Here is a 14,837-nt window from a genome sequence, read left to right as displayed (position 1 = left end):
TTACCACATGCCCACGGAAAGCGAAATCGTCCCCCGGAGGACCTTCCTCATACCCAATATCTCGAAACTGAGTCTTCAACTAACCGGCCCTATTGCGTAATAAGCCTCTTATGTAGCATTTTTAAATAAAGATTTTTACAATCCTGTCACGCTATCCATAGTAACCAACTGCTGTTAAGACGCCAACCCCTATACAGGTGACGACAATTCCTATAATCGTTGTAAGAGTAGCTTTCCTTCGCTCCCTTGTTTCTACCCAAACCGTAATCCCAAGAAAGATAGAAAACAATATACCCATAAATAACGACGCAAATGGATTCGTTGGATTAATCCAGTCAAACCAGCTTAAGAAGCTCATTCTAATTCCTCCGCCCCTTACCTGATAGACGAACGATTACCTGCACTGCAGTATCCTCCTTCGCCTATCATTACTTTTCTTAAGATCTATCCCATTCATGATCGGTTCGAAAGTCCTCGCCAGTACAGATACCAGGAAGCCTCTACCCTTCTCTCCAAACGGCCGGGACCTCCGTACAACATTTCCACGTAAAGACTATCCAGCAGGGCCATGTACGCTGATGCAGCCTGTTGTTTTCCGACCTCAGCATCAACTTCCCCTTTCTCTTTGCCAGAAGCTATAACCGGAAGCAATAATTCCTCTGACCAGTCCAGATATTTATAGGTCAGGTGCATGACCTGGTCATTCAGGTGAACCGGCGGGTAAAATGCTGTACGGATCCAGAACTTGGTAGAGTCGTTTTTTTCGTAGCGGTCGATACTTTGCAGAAGAAGGCCGTACAGAAAGTCTTTTAAATGAAGGTTCTTATTCTGTTCAATATAATCCATTACAAACTTGATCTCGTGTTCATAAGCATCCTGGCAGAGGGCAAGAAAAAGGTCGTCTTTTCCTTTAAAATGTGTATAGATCGACTGTTTTTTGATCCCTACTTCATCAGCTATTTCCGCCATGGATGCCCCTTCATACCCATTTCGAGCGAAATTCTTCAGTGAAATTTCCTTAATTTGAATCGAAGTAATGCTCACTGGCTTCACCTTCCTATCATTACGTTACTTTTTTAATTAATTATTTTTAGTCCTATGGCTGCAGTTATGACCATAGCCATAAATACAATTCTAAGCCAATGCTTGGATTCCTCAAAAAACAGGATGCCGACAAGGCCTGAGCCCACCGTTCCGATTCCTGTCCATATCGCATAAGCGGTCCCCATCGGAAGAGACTGCATGGCAAAGCTTAAGAAACTGAAACTGCTGATCATGCCAAGCACCAGTACAGCAAAGGATACCACATTCTTATTCCTAAGAATTAAATTCAGCCCGGTAACCCCTATGACTTCAGAGCCTCCAGCTAATAATAGATAGATCCATGCCATCAGGATGTCCCCCCTTCTGCTTCAGGTTCTCCAGTGACTAATTTAAGACCCATGACACCAGTTAAAAGGATAAGAATCAGAAATAGCTTTAACATGTTTACGGGCTCTCCGAATACCAGCATCTCCATCAATACGGTACCGGTTGTACCAAGACCTGTAAAAACAGCATAAACCGTTCCTACGGCAAGCTTTTGTGTGGCCTTGATAATGAGAGCAAACGAAAGGAAAATAGCTATGCTGGTCGCTATCCACGTCATACTATTATAAGCATGCTTCAATCCCATAACCCAACCTACCTCAAATAAAGATCCAATCACTACGAACATCCATGAACGATTCATATATACGACTCCTTTATTTATGATTTCCTTAATATTTACCATTTAACTTACGAACGGTCGTAAGGTAATCATAGCAATTGTATTTTGGGGAGTCAATCAAAAGAAACCAGCCAAGTTCTTCCTTTCACCTTGAAGGTAGAATCTTATTTTTTTCCATGTAAAAAGACGACTACCCTTATAGAGTAATCGCCTTTTCTAGGAAGAGTAAATTTTTCACTACGGTTAGGTATATACACTGGCACAAGTCCCTGCAATTGGTTCATAATAACAATGATTTTTAAATTGCCCGGTAAAAGGCTGACCGTACCACGTTGGAGGGCATGGACCATATGGATTAAAGTACCAAAGAGCATATTTCGCCGGGTGCTGTCTCCAGTATTCCAAGTTCCTTTTGGCTAATTTCTTTTCCACAGATCTCGCTCGGTTATAAAATAAATTCCCTTTTTGCACGGCTTCAAAAGCATAATTTCCGCCTTGCACTTGATAAATAACCTGCGGAATGGATCGTACCTCTGTAAAGTCTAAACAATCCGCTTGAGCCCGGTTTACAATGACGTTCCCGACGTAAAGCATTCCTTGTTTTCCTTCACCTTCAGCTTCTGCTCTCATCATCCTGGCCATTAAAGCAACGTCTGAATCCCTGTATTTTACTCTTGGCATTTTTTCACCCCAACATATTGTATGAAAAAAGCCTTTATTCATGTCTAAATTCTCTTTTTTGTTCTCAACTTTCACCTCAGAGCGGCCCGGTTTTTGCGATGCTCTTTTCTCGAAGGAGCCGTATCATACAGCCGTTGCTCTTCTTCTGTTTCAGGTATGACAGCTGAAACAGGCTTCGGTCTGCCCGTGTCATCAACTGCAACCATAGTTAAGAATGATTCGGTGGTCATCTTCTGTCTTCCCTGCAGAAGATTATCGGCATACACTTTTACATACACCTCCATGGAAGACCGCCCTGTTCTTGTTACACAAGCTTCAAGCGTCAGGGCATCTCCAACTTTAGCTGCAGATAAGAAATCCACCGAATCAATGGATGCCGTAACAACAGCGCAATTGGAATGTTTCATAGCGGTTAAAGCAGCGATTTCATCAATATAAGCAAGCACCTTTCCTCCGAATATGGTATCCAGATGGTTGGTATCCGGGGGCAGCACTAATCGTGTCTGGGTCATTCTCGAATATGATACAGGTAGTGGATCCATGAATTATGTCCTCCTTTTATTTCGTGAAACTAAAAAACACCTTCAGATATGAAGATGCGCAGGAATGTTGGAACACAGTTCATGGGACCCTTCCAGGTTCCTGATGATTATCCACGTAACACCCTCCTATCTCCCGTAGGAATTCATGTTCTTCCTTATGGCAGGTCTCCTGACTCAGATTCACCAGCACACAGCCCTTCCCGTTTCTTAAACAGTGGGGTACTCCATGTGCCTCCTCTTCACAGTGGCGGGACCGCGCTGGATTTTCACCAGACTTCCCTTTTAAGCTTCGATAAGAAGCCACCATAAGGCGTATTCAATTTAGCAATGAATAGTAAGAGACTAAATCTCTCTTATTCTCAATATCCCCTAAACCCGTCCACCTGTCAATCCACTTCACATGATAGTTCCATATATTCCCACCTCAGGTCATACATATATTGGGAGTATAAGAAGTTTCATTCCTATCCTAAGGGGAAGGACATGGAGAGCTTGCAATTTTATATTTCTTCAGGAGGTGGTTATATGAAACTCAGTCATAAGATTATTTTAGGGATCGCTATAGCCATAGGCTTATTTTTAGGATTTCAACTTGGCGCATCACTATCTGATCAGTTCCTAATCATCTGGGGCATTGCTCTGCTTGTTGGACTTATCGTTCGATTCATAGTTCAATTCCTACTAACGACCTTTAATACAAAGAATTGAATATATACTTACACAAGACGCGATAGCCCCTCAGGGGGACCGGGAGTTAAGTGGACTCTTAACTCCTTCTCTTCTCAGAATGGCGGCCTCAAAAGAATTACCTTCGCTGATTATCTTTTTTATCCAAATAGACTTTGAAATGCCTATAAGTAACAAACACACAAAAAATAAAAGCGAGTAGAGTTGAAACGTCCAATTATCGCCCTCCCAACTGTCACAGCCAAACCGGCCTCTATAAACAATTGTCCGTCTCACCATACGTCTCGTGTCTGTATTAGATAGAAGATATTGTTACTGCTCGCTAACCACCTCAATAGCAGATGGCAATTCTTCTCCTTCTGTGGTTCGTACCGTTAAAGGTTCCTTGATTTCATCTAACCCTATACTAATAAACGAAGCCTTGCTAGGAGTGTTTTTATTGGTTTTATTCTCAACCAGACGGACAATAACTTCTGTGTGTTCGTTTTGATTCACTTCTTGAACCTCAACCTTTTTTTCCATGTGGTCTTTTCCAAGTTTGATTTCAATTTGTCTATTCCCTTCATAAATAGTAGACACACGATAATGGCTATCCGTGTCATTTTCCACAACGGCTTGACCTTCATGAATAATCCAATAATCTTCCCCACCAGGGCCCACGGCGAATATAGTTGTGAAGAACACGACTGGGAGGACAAATAGAGCGATTTTTTCCCAAAGAGATATCTTTCTGAGCTTCGTTGACTTGGTTAATGCAGGAAGCAGCGCCGTGCCCAATACGCTAATTAGAAAGATCCCTCCAGCAAGAAAGATATACCCCATAGCTTCAAAGCCTCTTACAATGAGAATACTATAAAGAACGACCCCCAACGCCGTAAGGAACGTTAGCAGCGGAGCCAGAAAATACATTCTTTTGAATTTTGAAATAATAAAAAAGAAGCTAAAAATCAATAAACCTAAAAACAATCCGCCTGCTAGTATGGTGTACATCGAATGTCCTCCTTAAATTTTATAAAATAATGGAAGTTGCCAGATAACCAATAGAACCACTAGATCCGCCACTACTGAATAGAGAATCCATCTTTTATTTAAGAATGTCCACGTGAAGATCAATAGGAAAATGGCTGTGGGCAGGTATATCAAAAAGGTTCCTCCTTGAAAGGTCTGCACCACGTCTTCAAAATTTTGAAATCGAAGACTGTTATAAGATATGACTGCCAGCACTAATACCCTTACTAAGAACAACATTATCCCTATCCCGCTATTGTTATGGATCAATTTTTTCAGAGATTTAATCGTGCTCTCTTTGCCCTCGTTATCTCCAGCGCTTTCCATTTCTGCATCCATAACCTCTCTTTTATCAAGCATGTGGTCACATTCTGAACAATATTGGGCGTGTTCTTTGATGATTTCTTTCGTTTCGGTGTCTAATTCATCAAAAACAGGAATTAATTCCTGAGATAGCTTATGAATTTTCTTTTCATATGCATTCATCTGAATTCCTCCTGGTTTTCGTCCATTCATTTATTCACCCGAAAAACCTGCGATTTAATCGTTGAGATATTAAGATTTAACATGGCGCTGATTTATTTCTATCCGTACCCATAGTATTCCTTAGCATGAATAAATGATTGATTGATTTGCAAGCCCTGGGCAGAGTGGAAAGTATATCTATGTGGTGAATAAGGGAGAGCAATGAGAAAAAAATAATCAACCTTCCATTTTAATTAGAAGGTTAATTATTAATCTCTTTTAAAGTTATCCTGAATATTGCCTAAAGGAAGAATCTATTTAAACTTCAATTCTCTCCTATGAGCTGAGTCTTTAATCAGCTCTTCAAGTAAGGCCTTATTTAAAAGACTCCGCTACTGTGATCAGGTTCTCTTTTGATAAGTCCTCTATATTCCCTTTTAACTCATATGTGATCGAGCCGTCTTCCCAAATCAATCGTTGAGTATCCCCTTTGTTTCCGGCATATTGTCCATTTTGTTCTCCAATCGAAACTTCTTCGGTCTCCACCCCCTGATAGGAAATATCGCCATTCTTAACTGTCATCAATTCCATCATTTCCCCAGTTTCGGCATGAAAGGTAAAGGTTAATAAGGTATCCTTTTGCTCCATAGGTCCAGCTTCTACTTCGACTCCATCCACTTCAAAAGGCATAACCGTCGGGTACTTAGGCTGATAAGCTTCATCTTCGGTGCGACTCACCAACCTGGAACGATCGTATTCGTACAGTCCATCTTCCGTTTCAACTGCCGTATCGAAAGCGTGCAGTAATGGTTGAGGATCCATGTAATGTATTCGAGTGATTTTACCCTCTTCGTTCGTGTTCACTCTCCCACTAATATTCGCAGATTGGCCATTACTGACATCGATTTGAGTATTAAAATCATAAGCAGTGGCTTTATCCTCGCTCTGCTCAATGCTCATACTTACAATATCCATCTTAACCTCATTTCCATACGCCTTCTGGTGAAAGCTGCTAACCAGGTTGGTCTTCATCGCCTGGTCCATATACTTTTCCGTAAAGTAAGGTTCGAATTGCTTCTTGTAGTAGTTAGAAATCTCTTCATGATTATTATCTTCATAAAACTGGGTTACTTCTTTATCCGGTCCTGAGAATATTTGCTCAAGCACCTTTTTCACATCATCCTTTGCCGTACTTTCCCCTTTCGTATCCTCACCGGAGGACTGGGTAGATGAGCAACCAGCGGCTATAAAGAGTGTTATAGCCATAAATAGTAGTTTTTTGATCATCATATAACCTCCAATTTAACTTCTTTACAACTTGTACGGTTACATCATGTCATAAGTTTCAAAAATTGGAAATAATATAGAAGATTAGTATAAAAAATCTATTATCCTACCTCTAAAAGTTAATATTTTAAAAAATACATTACGTTCTTTATTAAAAATGGATCTGTTAAACTTCCGTGTTGATTTTAAGGCTAAGCCCCCTTTTGTTTTAAGACTCAGCTTCGAGATAAATAATTGAAATAGAGACATGGGAACTAGCTGGTAGAGTGCCCGTGCTCTACAAATGATATTTACTATAAGTGTACTTTGGTACTATTTATTCATGTAAATCTTTATTGGCGATTGACTGTTTTAGACTTGAAACGAATTCATCTAATTTCATTTCTTTCGTTGCCTTCTCCCCATAGGACCTAACATTTACATGCCCTTTCTCAACTTCCCTGTCTCCCAGCACAAGTATAAAAGGTGTTTTATTCGTTTGGGCTTCTCTAATCTTGTATCCTAACTTCTCATTTCTACTATCCTTTTCTACTCTAATTCCTTCTTGTTTTAAACGGTTCATGACTTGTTCGGTATATTCTTTATGAACTTCGTTTGATACGGGAAGTATTTTTACTTGCACAGGTGCTAACCAAGTTGGAAATGCTCCACCGAAATGCTCGATGAGTATGCCTAAAAAACGATCAATGGACCCAAACACAGCCCGGTGAATAACCACTGGACGAGCTTTTTCATTATGTTCATTAATATATTCAAGATCGAATTTTTCCGGCATTTGAAAATCCAGCTGTACAGTGGCACATTGATGGCTTCTATTTAAGGCATCTTTTATGTGAATATCAATTTTAGGACCATAAAAAGCACCGTCTCCCTCATTCACTCTAAAATTATAACCTAGTTTATCTAAAACATTTTTAAGTGCGCCTTCAGCTTGATCCCACAAGCGTGTATCACCCATAGATTTTTCGGGACGAGTAGATAGCTCAATCTCATAATTGAAACCAAAAGTTCGATAAACATCATCAATCAAACGAAAAGCTGAACTGATTTCTTCTTCTATCTGATTTGGTGTGACAAAGATATGAGCATCGTCTTGACAAAAGGAACGAACCCTCAATAACCCGTTTAATGCTCCACTGAATTCATGACGGTGTACTTGACCGAATTCAGCCATACGAATGGGAAGGTCTCTATAGGAGCGCAAACGGTCCTTAAAAATAAGCATATGCCCTGGGCAATTCATTGGTTTAAGAGCGAAATGCTGCTGGTCAACTTCAGAGAAATACATATTGTCTTTATAATGATTCCAGTGCCCCGATTGTTCCCATAACCTCTGATTCATCATTAGTGGAGTTTTCACTTCTTTATAGTTAAACGACTCTTGCAAACTTCTAAGGAATGCTTCCAACTCATTTCTAATTATTTGACCATTACTTAAATAGAATGGCATCCCTGGAGCTTCATCCGAAAACATAAACAATTCAAGCTGCTTCCCTAGTTTACGATGATCTCTCTTTTTAGCTTCTTCCAGGAAATAAAAATATTCATTTAATTCTTTTTTTGATGGAAAAGCTACGCCATATATGCGTTGTAACATCTCGTTATCACTATTCCCTTGCCAATAAGCTCCCGAGACGTTTGTTAGAGTAAAGGCTTTAAGAAATTTAGTAGATGGTAAATGAGGTCCTCTGCATAGATCTATAAACTCCCCTTGTTTGTAGATTGAGACCTCTTCTTCCGGGGGAATTTTCTTTAATAGTTTTAGCTTTAAATAATCTTTCGAAAAAATTCTTTCAGCTTCATCTCGAGATATTAACTCCCGTTTAATCAGCAAGTTTTCAGCTACAATGTTATTCATTTCTTTTTCAATTTTAGATAGATCATCTTTAGATATACTCTGATCCGTATCAATGTCATAGTAAAAACCATTTTCCACAACAGGACCTACACCTAAATTCACGTTTCCAAAAAGTCGCTTCACGGCCTGAGCCATAATATGAGTTGCGCTATGTCTCATAACATCTAAACCCTCTGGAGAATTAAATGAAAATAATTCAATCTCAGCATTGGTGTTGATAGGTCTCTGCATATCATATAAGGATCCATTGACTCTCCCAACTACCGCCTTTTTCTTAAGAGTAGTACTTATAGATTGAGCAACATCCTCCAATGTACTTCCTTTTGAAAAAGATTTTTGGCTACCATCTGGAAATGAAATTACCATTTTTTCATCACTCATACATACACATCCTTTTATAAAATTAAAAAACCATACTCATCCCTCTTTACAAGGGACGAGTATGGTTTTAACCCGCGGTTCCACCCAATTTTCCACTACCTTTTAAAGTAATGACTTTGGTTTGCTGTATCGTAGCATTACGGTGTGCACTACTATTTCTTTCATCCACACAGTTCCAAGGTGGTAAGCTATTACGCTGCGTTAGGAAGGTCTCACCATTCCTTCCCTCTCTGATAAACCGTTCATAATACCTCTTATCCTTTTTCATCACTATAACTTATTGAATTAAAAAAACACCCGTCCCTAAACAAGGGACGAGTGCTGTACTCGTGGTTCCACCCAACTTCCCATCACTTTTATAAAGTAATGGCTTCGGTTTGCTGTATCGTAGCGTACGGTATGAACTACTCTTCTTTCGTCCATACAGCTCCAAGGTGGTAAGTTATTACGCTGCGTTAGGAAGATCTCACCTTTTCTTCCCTCTCTGATAACCGTTCATAATAGCTCTTGTCCTTTTCATCGCAATTAATTTAAATTTATTTCACTATATATTTTTTGCCAACTAAAGTCAATAAAATCCAAAAAATACTATTTGGAGGTTATTTTAGATTAGACCCTTATATGGAAGACATGAAACCAAGATAATTTCACTTTCAATAATCCAACGGTCTTCTGCATAAGTAAAAAAGAAACGCGCAGATAAAAGGATATCAAACTGATTATCATTAAAGGACAAGGAAGGTAAATTAAATGGTATATATCGTTCGCTATTCTTTTTCATATCGTGAGTGCAATCAAGTAAAGCCTTTTGCCGATACTCTTTTAACTGATTGATACCTTCAAAATAATTCCATAAGTAATTACTTTTAGCCTTCTCCATGTGAACCACGGCATGTTGAATATCCTCTTGTCCTTTAGCTTCTAGGTGCTCTACAGAATGGTCATATGCAATATCAGATCCAGTAATATTCAGACCCCTTGATTGACCCTATCGCTGGAAAAGAACATGCTCCAGACGGGCAATCTAATACTTTTTTTCCTTTCAAATCTTCTTCTGATAGTAAATACATGTCCATGTATTCTTCATATGTTCTACCAATAAAAATAACCTTTTCCAAATCTAATTTTGTTCTAGTCTCAACTCTACTCATCTATGCTCACCTCTTATAAAGAATCAACCATAAACTTTAAAAAGCCCTCCATCAAATGGAGGGCTTACAGATTATTAAGATCCGGAATTTCTGTACAGTTCTTTATTTTCATCTTTACGCAAATGTCTGCCTGACCAGAACCAGCCGCCTATAGCTACAGAAAGCAGCACGGCCCAGAATGTAACCGTCCAGCCTACACTGTGAGCGAAGTGTTCATCCAGTACGCCTACGTCCTTGTGGGACAAGGTAATAACCGCTAATTTAATACCCACCCAGGCTACGATTAAATAAGCCGTTGTTTCTAGGCTTGGACGGACTCTGAGAAGTTGAACAAACCATGTCGCTGCATACTTAATCAGAACCAGGCCGGCAATTCCCGCAATGATGACAACGATGAATTTACCTCCGTCCATTCCGCCAAAATTCGGAAGTGGGGAATTCGGAAGAGCTAATGCCAGGGCAACGGCTGCGAGTATGGAATCGATCGCAAACACAAGATCAGCCAGGCCGATTTTGGCCACCGTCGGCCAGAAGCCTTTTCCTTTCGCAGGCTTATCATCGGTAGATTCTTCTTCATCGTGAGTCCTCCCAATCAGGCTCCTCACCCCTAAATAAATGAGATAAGCAGCTCCAATGGCCTGCACCTGCCATACGTTCGCTATAAACGAAATAGCGAATAATGCTCCAAATCTAAAAATAAAGGCTCCAATAATTCCGTAATTGATGGCGCGCTTTTTCTCATCTTCAGGCAAATGCTTGGCGATAACCGCCAAAACAAGCGCATTATCTGCAGATAAAAGTCCTTCGAGACCAATAAGTATTAATAAAGTCCATCCATATTCCAACCAAATAGAATCCAATTGATATTCTCCCTTCTCTTTCAAAAAACAGAGGTCTTTACCACATTCATATGGTAAAGACCTCAAAAAATAAAGACCTTTACCCGGTGGCAAAGGTCTTGCTAGCAACTATGCAGTCGCCAGTAGTGCCGAGAGTGAAGGCGTTCACTCTGTAATGACGACAATACTGTTAAAGCTACTCCCCTTTTATACTATTAGAAATATATCAAGTTACCAACCATTGGTCAAGCTGCTGATGATCATTTAAATGAATGATAGAATAGGCTGCAGGACCCTGGATACTACTAACCTGCCATCCAGGTTCCCTATGATTATCCTGTTCTATATGGAGCTTCTCAGGAAGCCTGATCACTCGCAACACGGGCCGGCTGTCTGGACTGCTGAACGCTGAAAAGCACCATTACAGCAAGGACAACGAGGGCACTAGCCGTATAAAGCACTTGATATCCAGCTCCGGCAGCGACAAGTCCCCATAGGAATGAACCAGCAGCAATTCCTATATCATAGAGCATGAAGAAGGTAGCCGTAGAATGACCGCTTCTCGTAATAGGCGCGGATTGAATGGCCATCGTTTGGAAACTTGGAAGTAATGTACCGTAACCTAGTCCGATGATCGCGGCTGAGAGCAACAGCATCCAGGCCGTACTGGTGATACTGATTAATAGTAATCCTGATGAAAACAATAACAGACACGGCAGGATGACGAACTTCGGTCCTTTAGCATCATAAGCTCTTCCTAAGTACGGACGTGATAACAGCATCGCAAGTGCGAACACAAGAAAGAAGTAACTGGATGCTCCTGATAATCCGATGGCATTGGCATACACAGATAAAAAGGAAATGATACTGGAATACGCAAAAGCAATGAAGCTGCTGATAACAGCGATTGGAAGCGCTTTTAATTCGATTAAATCCTGTAAAGAAAATTTTACTTTTGATGGAGCTGAAGCTGCTTCAGCTTCCGGTGGCACCTGCACAAGAAAGGCAGACAGCGATCCACCAGCTATCAATAGACTAAGTACGATGAAAAGGATAGAAAATGGTGCATACTGTAAAAGAGTCAAGCCAAGAAACGGACCGGCGACGACCGCAAGATTCATGGACATCGCAAAATAACCGAGTCCTTCTCCCCGCCTTTCAGGTGGGATAACATCGGCCGCAATCGCACCGCTTGCCGTTGTAAACAGCCCAAATGACAGTCCGTGGAAAAACCGGAGTCCCAGCAAGGCTGTAAAATGGTCCACACTTAAATAAAAGAATGTGGTAGCGGTAAATACCATAATACTCGCCGTGAGGGTTCTTTTCTTACCTAAGCGTTCCATTATTTTTCCGGAAAAGGGCCGGATCAGGATAGCCGCAAGCAGCATAGCCGTCACCGTGATGCCGCCTTCTGATTGAGTCTCGTTCATCTCTTCAATCACTAAAATGGGCAGCGTGGTCAACAGGGCATAAAACACTAGAAAAACTGAGAACTGTGTAAACGACACACTTATAAAGCTTTTTGACCAGATAGAGCGATGTGATGAGGTCATCCTTCTCCCCCCTCCGGTCCAAGTTTTTGAAGAATGCTGTAAAATTGGTCGACTTCCTCACGAGTCAGCCGACTGATAGTCTCCTGTTCATATTGATAGACGGCCTGATTGACTTGCTCATATTTTTTCTTGGCTTTCTCTGTCAATTCAACCACCCGTTCACGCTTGTCCCCGCCCTGTCTGCGGATCACCCAATCATTTTTTTCCATGCGGGTGATGGTACGTGTGATCGTGGGTGCTTCTACGTTTAAGTATTTCCAAATGGCGGTTTGCGTCATAGGTCCGAATCGCTCCAGGCAATACATAATCGCCCACTGGGAATGATATAACCCGTGAGCACTCAGTTGCTGATTGAACTCTTTCGTTACGAAACGAACCCGCTGATGAAGCAGGTGAAACAACTCATGTGTATCGATCATCTATTACACTCCTTTTTTTATTTACCCAGGTAAATAATTGTATCGTCTTATCCGAAGAATGTAAATGAAATAGATGACTGTTTGAAACACACTAGTTTAGAGAAATAGGTTAGGAAATCGGTTTTTCTGGTAAAAGAACCAGGAAGACGCAATCATAAATTCATTACGACTTATAAGGAGAGGTTTAAACATGCAGGAAACCAATACAGATATATTAATTATCGGCGCAGGACCAAGCGGACTGGCGCTTGCAAATCAGCTGGAACGCTACGGTATTCAGTACCGGATTATTGATCAGAACAAAGAAAGATCCCGCTACTCCAAAGCCCTCGTCATGCATCCCCGCACCCTGGAAATGATGGATTTACTCGGCCTTTCCGAATCATTTCTACAGGCCGGGACCCCGTATAAACAAATCAACTTTCATTATAATGAAGATCTGCTTGCTGTTCTGGATTTTTCTAATATTAGCGTGTCCGCTGATTTCCCGTTTGTGAACGTGATTCCTCAAAGCAGGACAGAAGAAATACTCGAAAGCTCACTGGCTCAATCCCGCGTTGAAAGAGAAATGACGCTCACAGGGCTGGAGCAGCAGGAAGGAATCGTTCAGGCTTCAGTGCAAAAAGCAGACAGCGAAGAAACGATAACCGCACGCTACGTCATCGGATGTGACGGAGCCCACAGCACTACACGGAATCTCCTGAAAATTCCTTTTACAGGGGAATCAGAGGAAGTGAACGTCATGCTTGCTGACGTGAAGCTTGCGGCTTCCAAAGAAGACATCTCGCTCACAAGCAGCGACCGTGGTCTCGTATTTCTGGCTCCTTTTCAAGGCGAATACACCCGGGTCATTGTCATTGATTACAAAAAGCAGGGCGGCGACTTCCCGGAAGAGATATCGCTTTCTGATATGGAGGATTCACTGGCGGAAATCTATCCTGAACCCCTTTCCTTGCACGACCCTTACTGGATCTCAAGTTTTTCCGCATCTCACAGGCAGGCGAGCACTTATCGAGAAGGAAACGTATTCCTCGCTGGAGATGCGGCTCACATTCATAACCCCATCGGAGGACAGGGAATGAACGTAGGCATACAGGATGCGATGAACCTGGGATGGAAGCTCGCCTATACTGTGCAGCATAACCTGAACGAAACCCTGCTTGATTCGTATCATGCAGAAAGAGCTCCCATCGCTGAGGAGGTCATAAAGAAAACCAGTTACCTTATGAAAGGCATGACCATTAAAAGCCATTACGGAATTAAAGCACGTAATAAAGGGATGAAATGGCTGCTTCCAAATAAAAAAGTCCAGACAAAAATCACGGAAAACATGGCCCAGCTGGATGTGGATTATGCCTTTACCAAATTCGCAAAAAACTTCAGGAAGTTTACCAACGTGAAGAAGGTTGAATCCGGTAACCGTGTTCCTGACGTTTCTTTTCTAAATACTGCAAAAGAAGAAAAAACGCTCTACTCTATGCTTCGGGATCATCCATGTCTCTACTTAATTATTGCAGGCAGAGGAAATGCTCCCCAGTATCAGGAAGCCGTGAGGAATGCGGTCGAGGCGTTTAACAGTCGTGTGGGAGACATGCTGAAGCCGCTTTTTATTACGTTCGATGAAGTAGATGATCCCAGGGAAACCACGAATATGAATTCTGAATTGTATCTGGATCTGAATGAAGAGTCCAATAAACGGCTGCATCTAACGCCCGGGGATATGATGGTTATCCGGCCTGACGCTTATGTACTGCTTCACACATCCATTACAGAAACCGATCAGCTGACAAAAGCCTTAGTGAATTACTTCGGCCATTCGCTATAACCAGCTCTAACGTGAGTTAACAAAAAAGACTCCGCAAAACCGCATTGTTGTTTTTTCAATAAAGCTCCCGTTACTTGAAGACTCGATTTCGAGACTTTTGTGGAAATTAGGTCCTGCGGGGGACGATTTCGCTTTCCGGCCCTGCACGACGCAGGGTCGTTCGACGTTGCCACACGACGTGGCGTTCTTAGTCGAACCTCTTCTGTGGTAAGCTTCCTCAGGCTTCGCCTTCCGGGATCTTACCGATCATGTTCATCCCACTCTTACACTTTTATAAGAGTTAAGCATAACTCATAATATAAACGTCAGCGTGAGCTATCCAGCTGCAGCACCTAGCGTCTAGTGAGACTTCCCTCACTTCTGTGCGATAAGTCAACATCGAATCACTCCGCTCTTCGTGTTTCCTTTATCTCCGCCAGCTCAGTCCAGT

16 protein-coding genes, 1 riboswitch and 2 other annotated features are annotated in these 14,837 nt (G+C 41.5%); of the genes, 2 read left to right on the top strand and 14 right to left on the bottom strand.

Annotated elements, in window-relative coordinates; all coding sequences use genetic code 11:
- Window positions 1-151: 151 nt before the first annotated feature.
- The 6 genes from BMZ06_RS19510 to BMZ06_RS19485 all read right to left on the bottom strand — a co-directional run bounded on the left by BMZ06_RS19510 (window position 152) and on the right by BMZ06_RS19485 (window position 2,934).
- On the bottom strand, window positions 152-358 hold the full coding sequence (locus tag BMZ06_RS19510; protein ID WP_089754779.1) for a hypothetical protein: 207 nt from the start codon (window positions 356-358) through the stop codon (window positions 152-154).
- A 95-nt stretch (window positions 359-453) separates the two neighbouring features.
- Window positions 454-1,044 carry a TetR/AcrR family transcriptional regulator gene (locus tag BMZ06_RS19505; RefSeq protein ID WP_089754778.1) on the bottom strand — a complete coding sequence of 197 codons (591 nt, stop codon included), beginning with the start codon at window positions 1,042-1,044 and terminating at the stop codon, window positions 454-456.
- A 32-nt stretch (window positions 1,045-1,076) separates the two neighbouring features.
- Window positions 1,077-1,391, bottom strand: a complete 315-nt coding sequence (locus BMZ06_RS19500; RefSeq protein WP_089754775.1) for a DMT family transporter — start codon at window positions 1,389-1,391, stop codon at window positions 1,077-1,079.
- A complete protein-coding gene (locus tag BMZ06_RS19495) occupies window positions 1,391-1,732 on the bottom strand; it encodes a DMT family transporter (protein WP_089754773.1) in 342 nt (113 codons plus the stop codon). Before BMZ06_RS19495 ends, BMZ06_RS19500 begins: the two co-directional genes overlap by 1 nt.
- A 222-nt stretch (window positions 1,733-1,954) precedes the next feature.
- Window positions 1,955-2,392, bottom strand: a complete 438-nt coding sequence (locus BMZ06_RS19490; RefSeq protein ID WP_089754781.1) for a cell wall hydrolase — start codon at window positions 2,390-2,392, stop codon at window positions 1,955-1,957.
- A 71-nt stretch (window positions 2,393-2,463) separates the two neighbouring features.
- Window positions 2,464-2,934, bottom strand: a complete 471-nt coding sequence (locus tag BMZ06_RS19485) for an acyl-CoA thioesterase (RefSeq protein ID WP_089754771.1) — start codon at window positions 2,932-2,934, stop codon at window positions 2,464-2,466.
- Window positions 2,935-3,076: 142 nt separating this feature from the next.
- A riboswitch (cobalamin riboswitch) is annotated at window positions 3,077-3,257 on the bottom strand.
- A 202-nt stretch (window positions 3,258-3,459) separates the two neighbouring features.
- Here BMZ06_RS19485 and BMZ06_RS19480 point away from each other — a divergent pair.
- A complete protein-coding gene (locus BMZ06_RS19480) occupies window positions 3,460-3,642 on the top strand; it encodes a hypothetical protein (RefSeq protein ID WP_089754769.1) in 183 nt (60 codons plus the stop codon).
- A gap of 291 nt (window positions 3,643-3,933) precedes the next feature.
- On the opposite strand, the gene BMZ06_RS19475 is transcribed toward BMZ06_RS19480, so the two are convergent.
- The 8 genes from BMZ06_RS19475 to BMZ06_RS19435 all read right to left on the bottom strand — a co-directional run bounded on the left by BMZ06_RS19475 (window position 3,934) and on the right by BMZ06_RS19435 (window position 12,582).
- Entirely contained in the window at window positions 3,934-4,611 is a 678-nt protein-coding gene (locus tag BMZ06_RS19475) for a hypothetical protein (RefSeq protein WP_089754767.1), read from the bottom strand.
- 12 nt (window positions 4,612-4,623) lie between these two features.
- A complete protein-coding gene (locus BMZ06_RS19470; protein ID WP_089754764.1) occupies window positions 4,624-5,115 on the bottom strand; it encodes a hypothetical protein in 492 nt (163 codons plus the stop codon).
- 354 nt (window positions 5,116-5,469) lie between these two features.
- Window positions 5,470-6,381 (bottom strand): DUF4367 domain-containing protein, encoded by a 912-nt coding sequence (locus BMZ06_RS19465; protein ID WP_089754762.1) that lies wholly within the window; start codon window positions 6,379-6,381, stop codon window positions 5,470-5,472.
- 316 nt (window positions 6,382-6,697) lie between these two features.
- Window positions 6,698-8,620 carry a threonine--tRNA ligase gene (thrS, locus tag BMZ06_RS19460; protein ID WP_089754760.1) on the bottom strand — a complete coding sequence of 641 codons (1,923 nt, stop codon included), beginning with the start codon at window positions 8,618-8,620 and terminating at the stop codon, window positions 6,698-6,700.
- A 48-nt stretch (window positions 8,621-8,668) separates the two neighbouring features.
- Window positions 8,669-8,897 (bottom strand) — a binding site (T-box leader).
- Window positions 8,898-8,927: 30 nt separating this feature from the next.
- Window positions 8,928-9,149 (bottom strand) — a binding site (T-box leader).
- 424 nt (window positions 9,150-9,573) lie between these two features.
- Window positions 9,574-9,771 carry a hypothetical protein gene (locus tag BMZ06_RS19450; protein WP_089754755.1) on the bottom strand — a complete coding sequence of 66 codons (198 nt, stop codon included), beginning with the start codon at window positions 9,769-9,771 and terminating at the stop codon, window positions 9,574-9,576.
- Between the two features lie 74 nt (window positions 9,772-9,845).
- Complete coding sequence (locus BMZ06_RS19445) at window positions 9,846-10,631, bottom strand: TerC family protein (RefSeq protein ID WP_089754754.1); 786 nt, start codon at window positions 10,629-10,631, stop codon at window positions 9,846-9,848.
- Window positions 10,632-10,966: 335 nt separating this feature from the next.
- Window positions 10,967-12,163, bottom strand: a complete 1,197-nt coding sequence (locus BMZ06_RS19440; protein ID WP_089754752.1) for an MFS transporter — start codon at window positions 12,161-12,163, stop codon at window positions 10,967-10,969.
- Window positions 12,160-12,582 carry a MarR family winged helix-turn-helix transcriptional regulator gene (locus BMZ06_RS19435; RefSeq protein WP_089754750.1) on the bottom strand — a complete coding sequence of 141 codons (423 nt, stop codon included), beginning with the start codon at window positions 12,580-12,582 and terminating at the stop codon, window positions 12,160-12,162. Before BMZ06_RS19435 ends, BMZ06_RS19440 begins: the two co-directional genes overlap by 4 nt.
- Before the next feature lie 190 nt (window positions 12,583-12,772).
- Here BMZ06_RS19435 and BMZ06_RS19430 point away from each other — a divergent pair, with 190 nt between their 5' ends.
- Complete coding sequence (locus tag BMZ06_RS19430) at window positions 12,773-14,407, top strand: FAD-dependent monooxygenase (RefSeq protein WP_089754748.1); 1,635 nt, start codon at window positions 12,773-12,775, stop codon at window positions 14,405-14,407.
- Window positions 14,408-14,837 lie beyond the last annotated feature (430 nt).

It is taken from the genome of Halobacillus alkaliphilus, from assembly GCF_900113125.1.
GTDB classification, from domain to species: Bacteria; Bacillota; Bacilli; order Bacillales; family Halobacillaceae; genus Halobacillus; species Halobacillus alkaliphilus.
The sequence above is the reverse complement of the archived record's forward strand: the minus strand, read 5'-3'. Positions and strand labels throughout refer to the sequence as shown.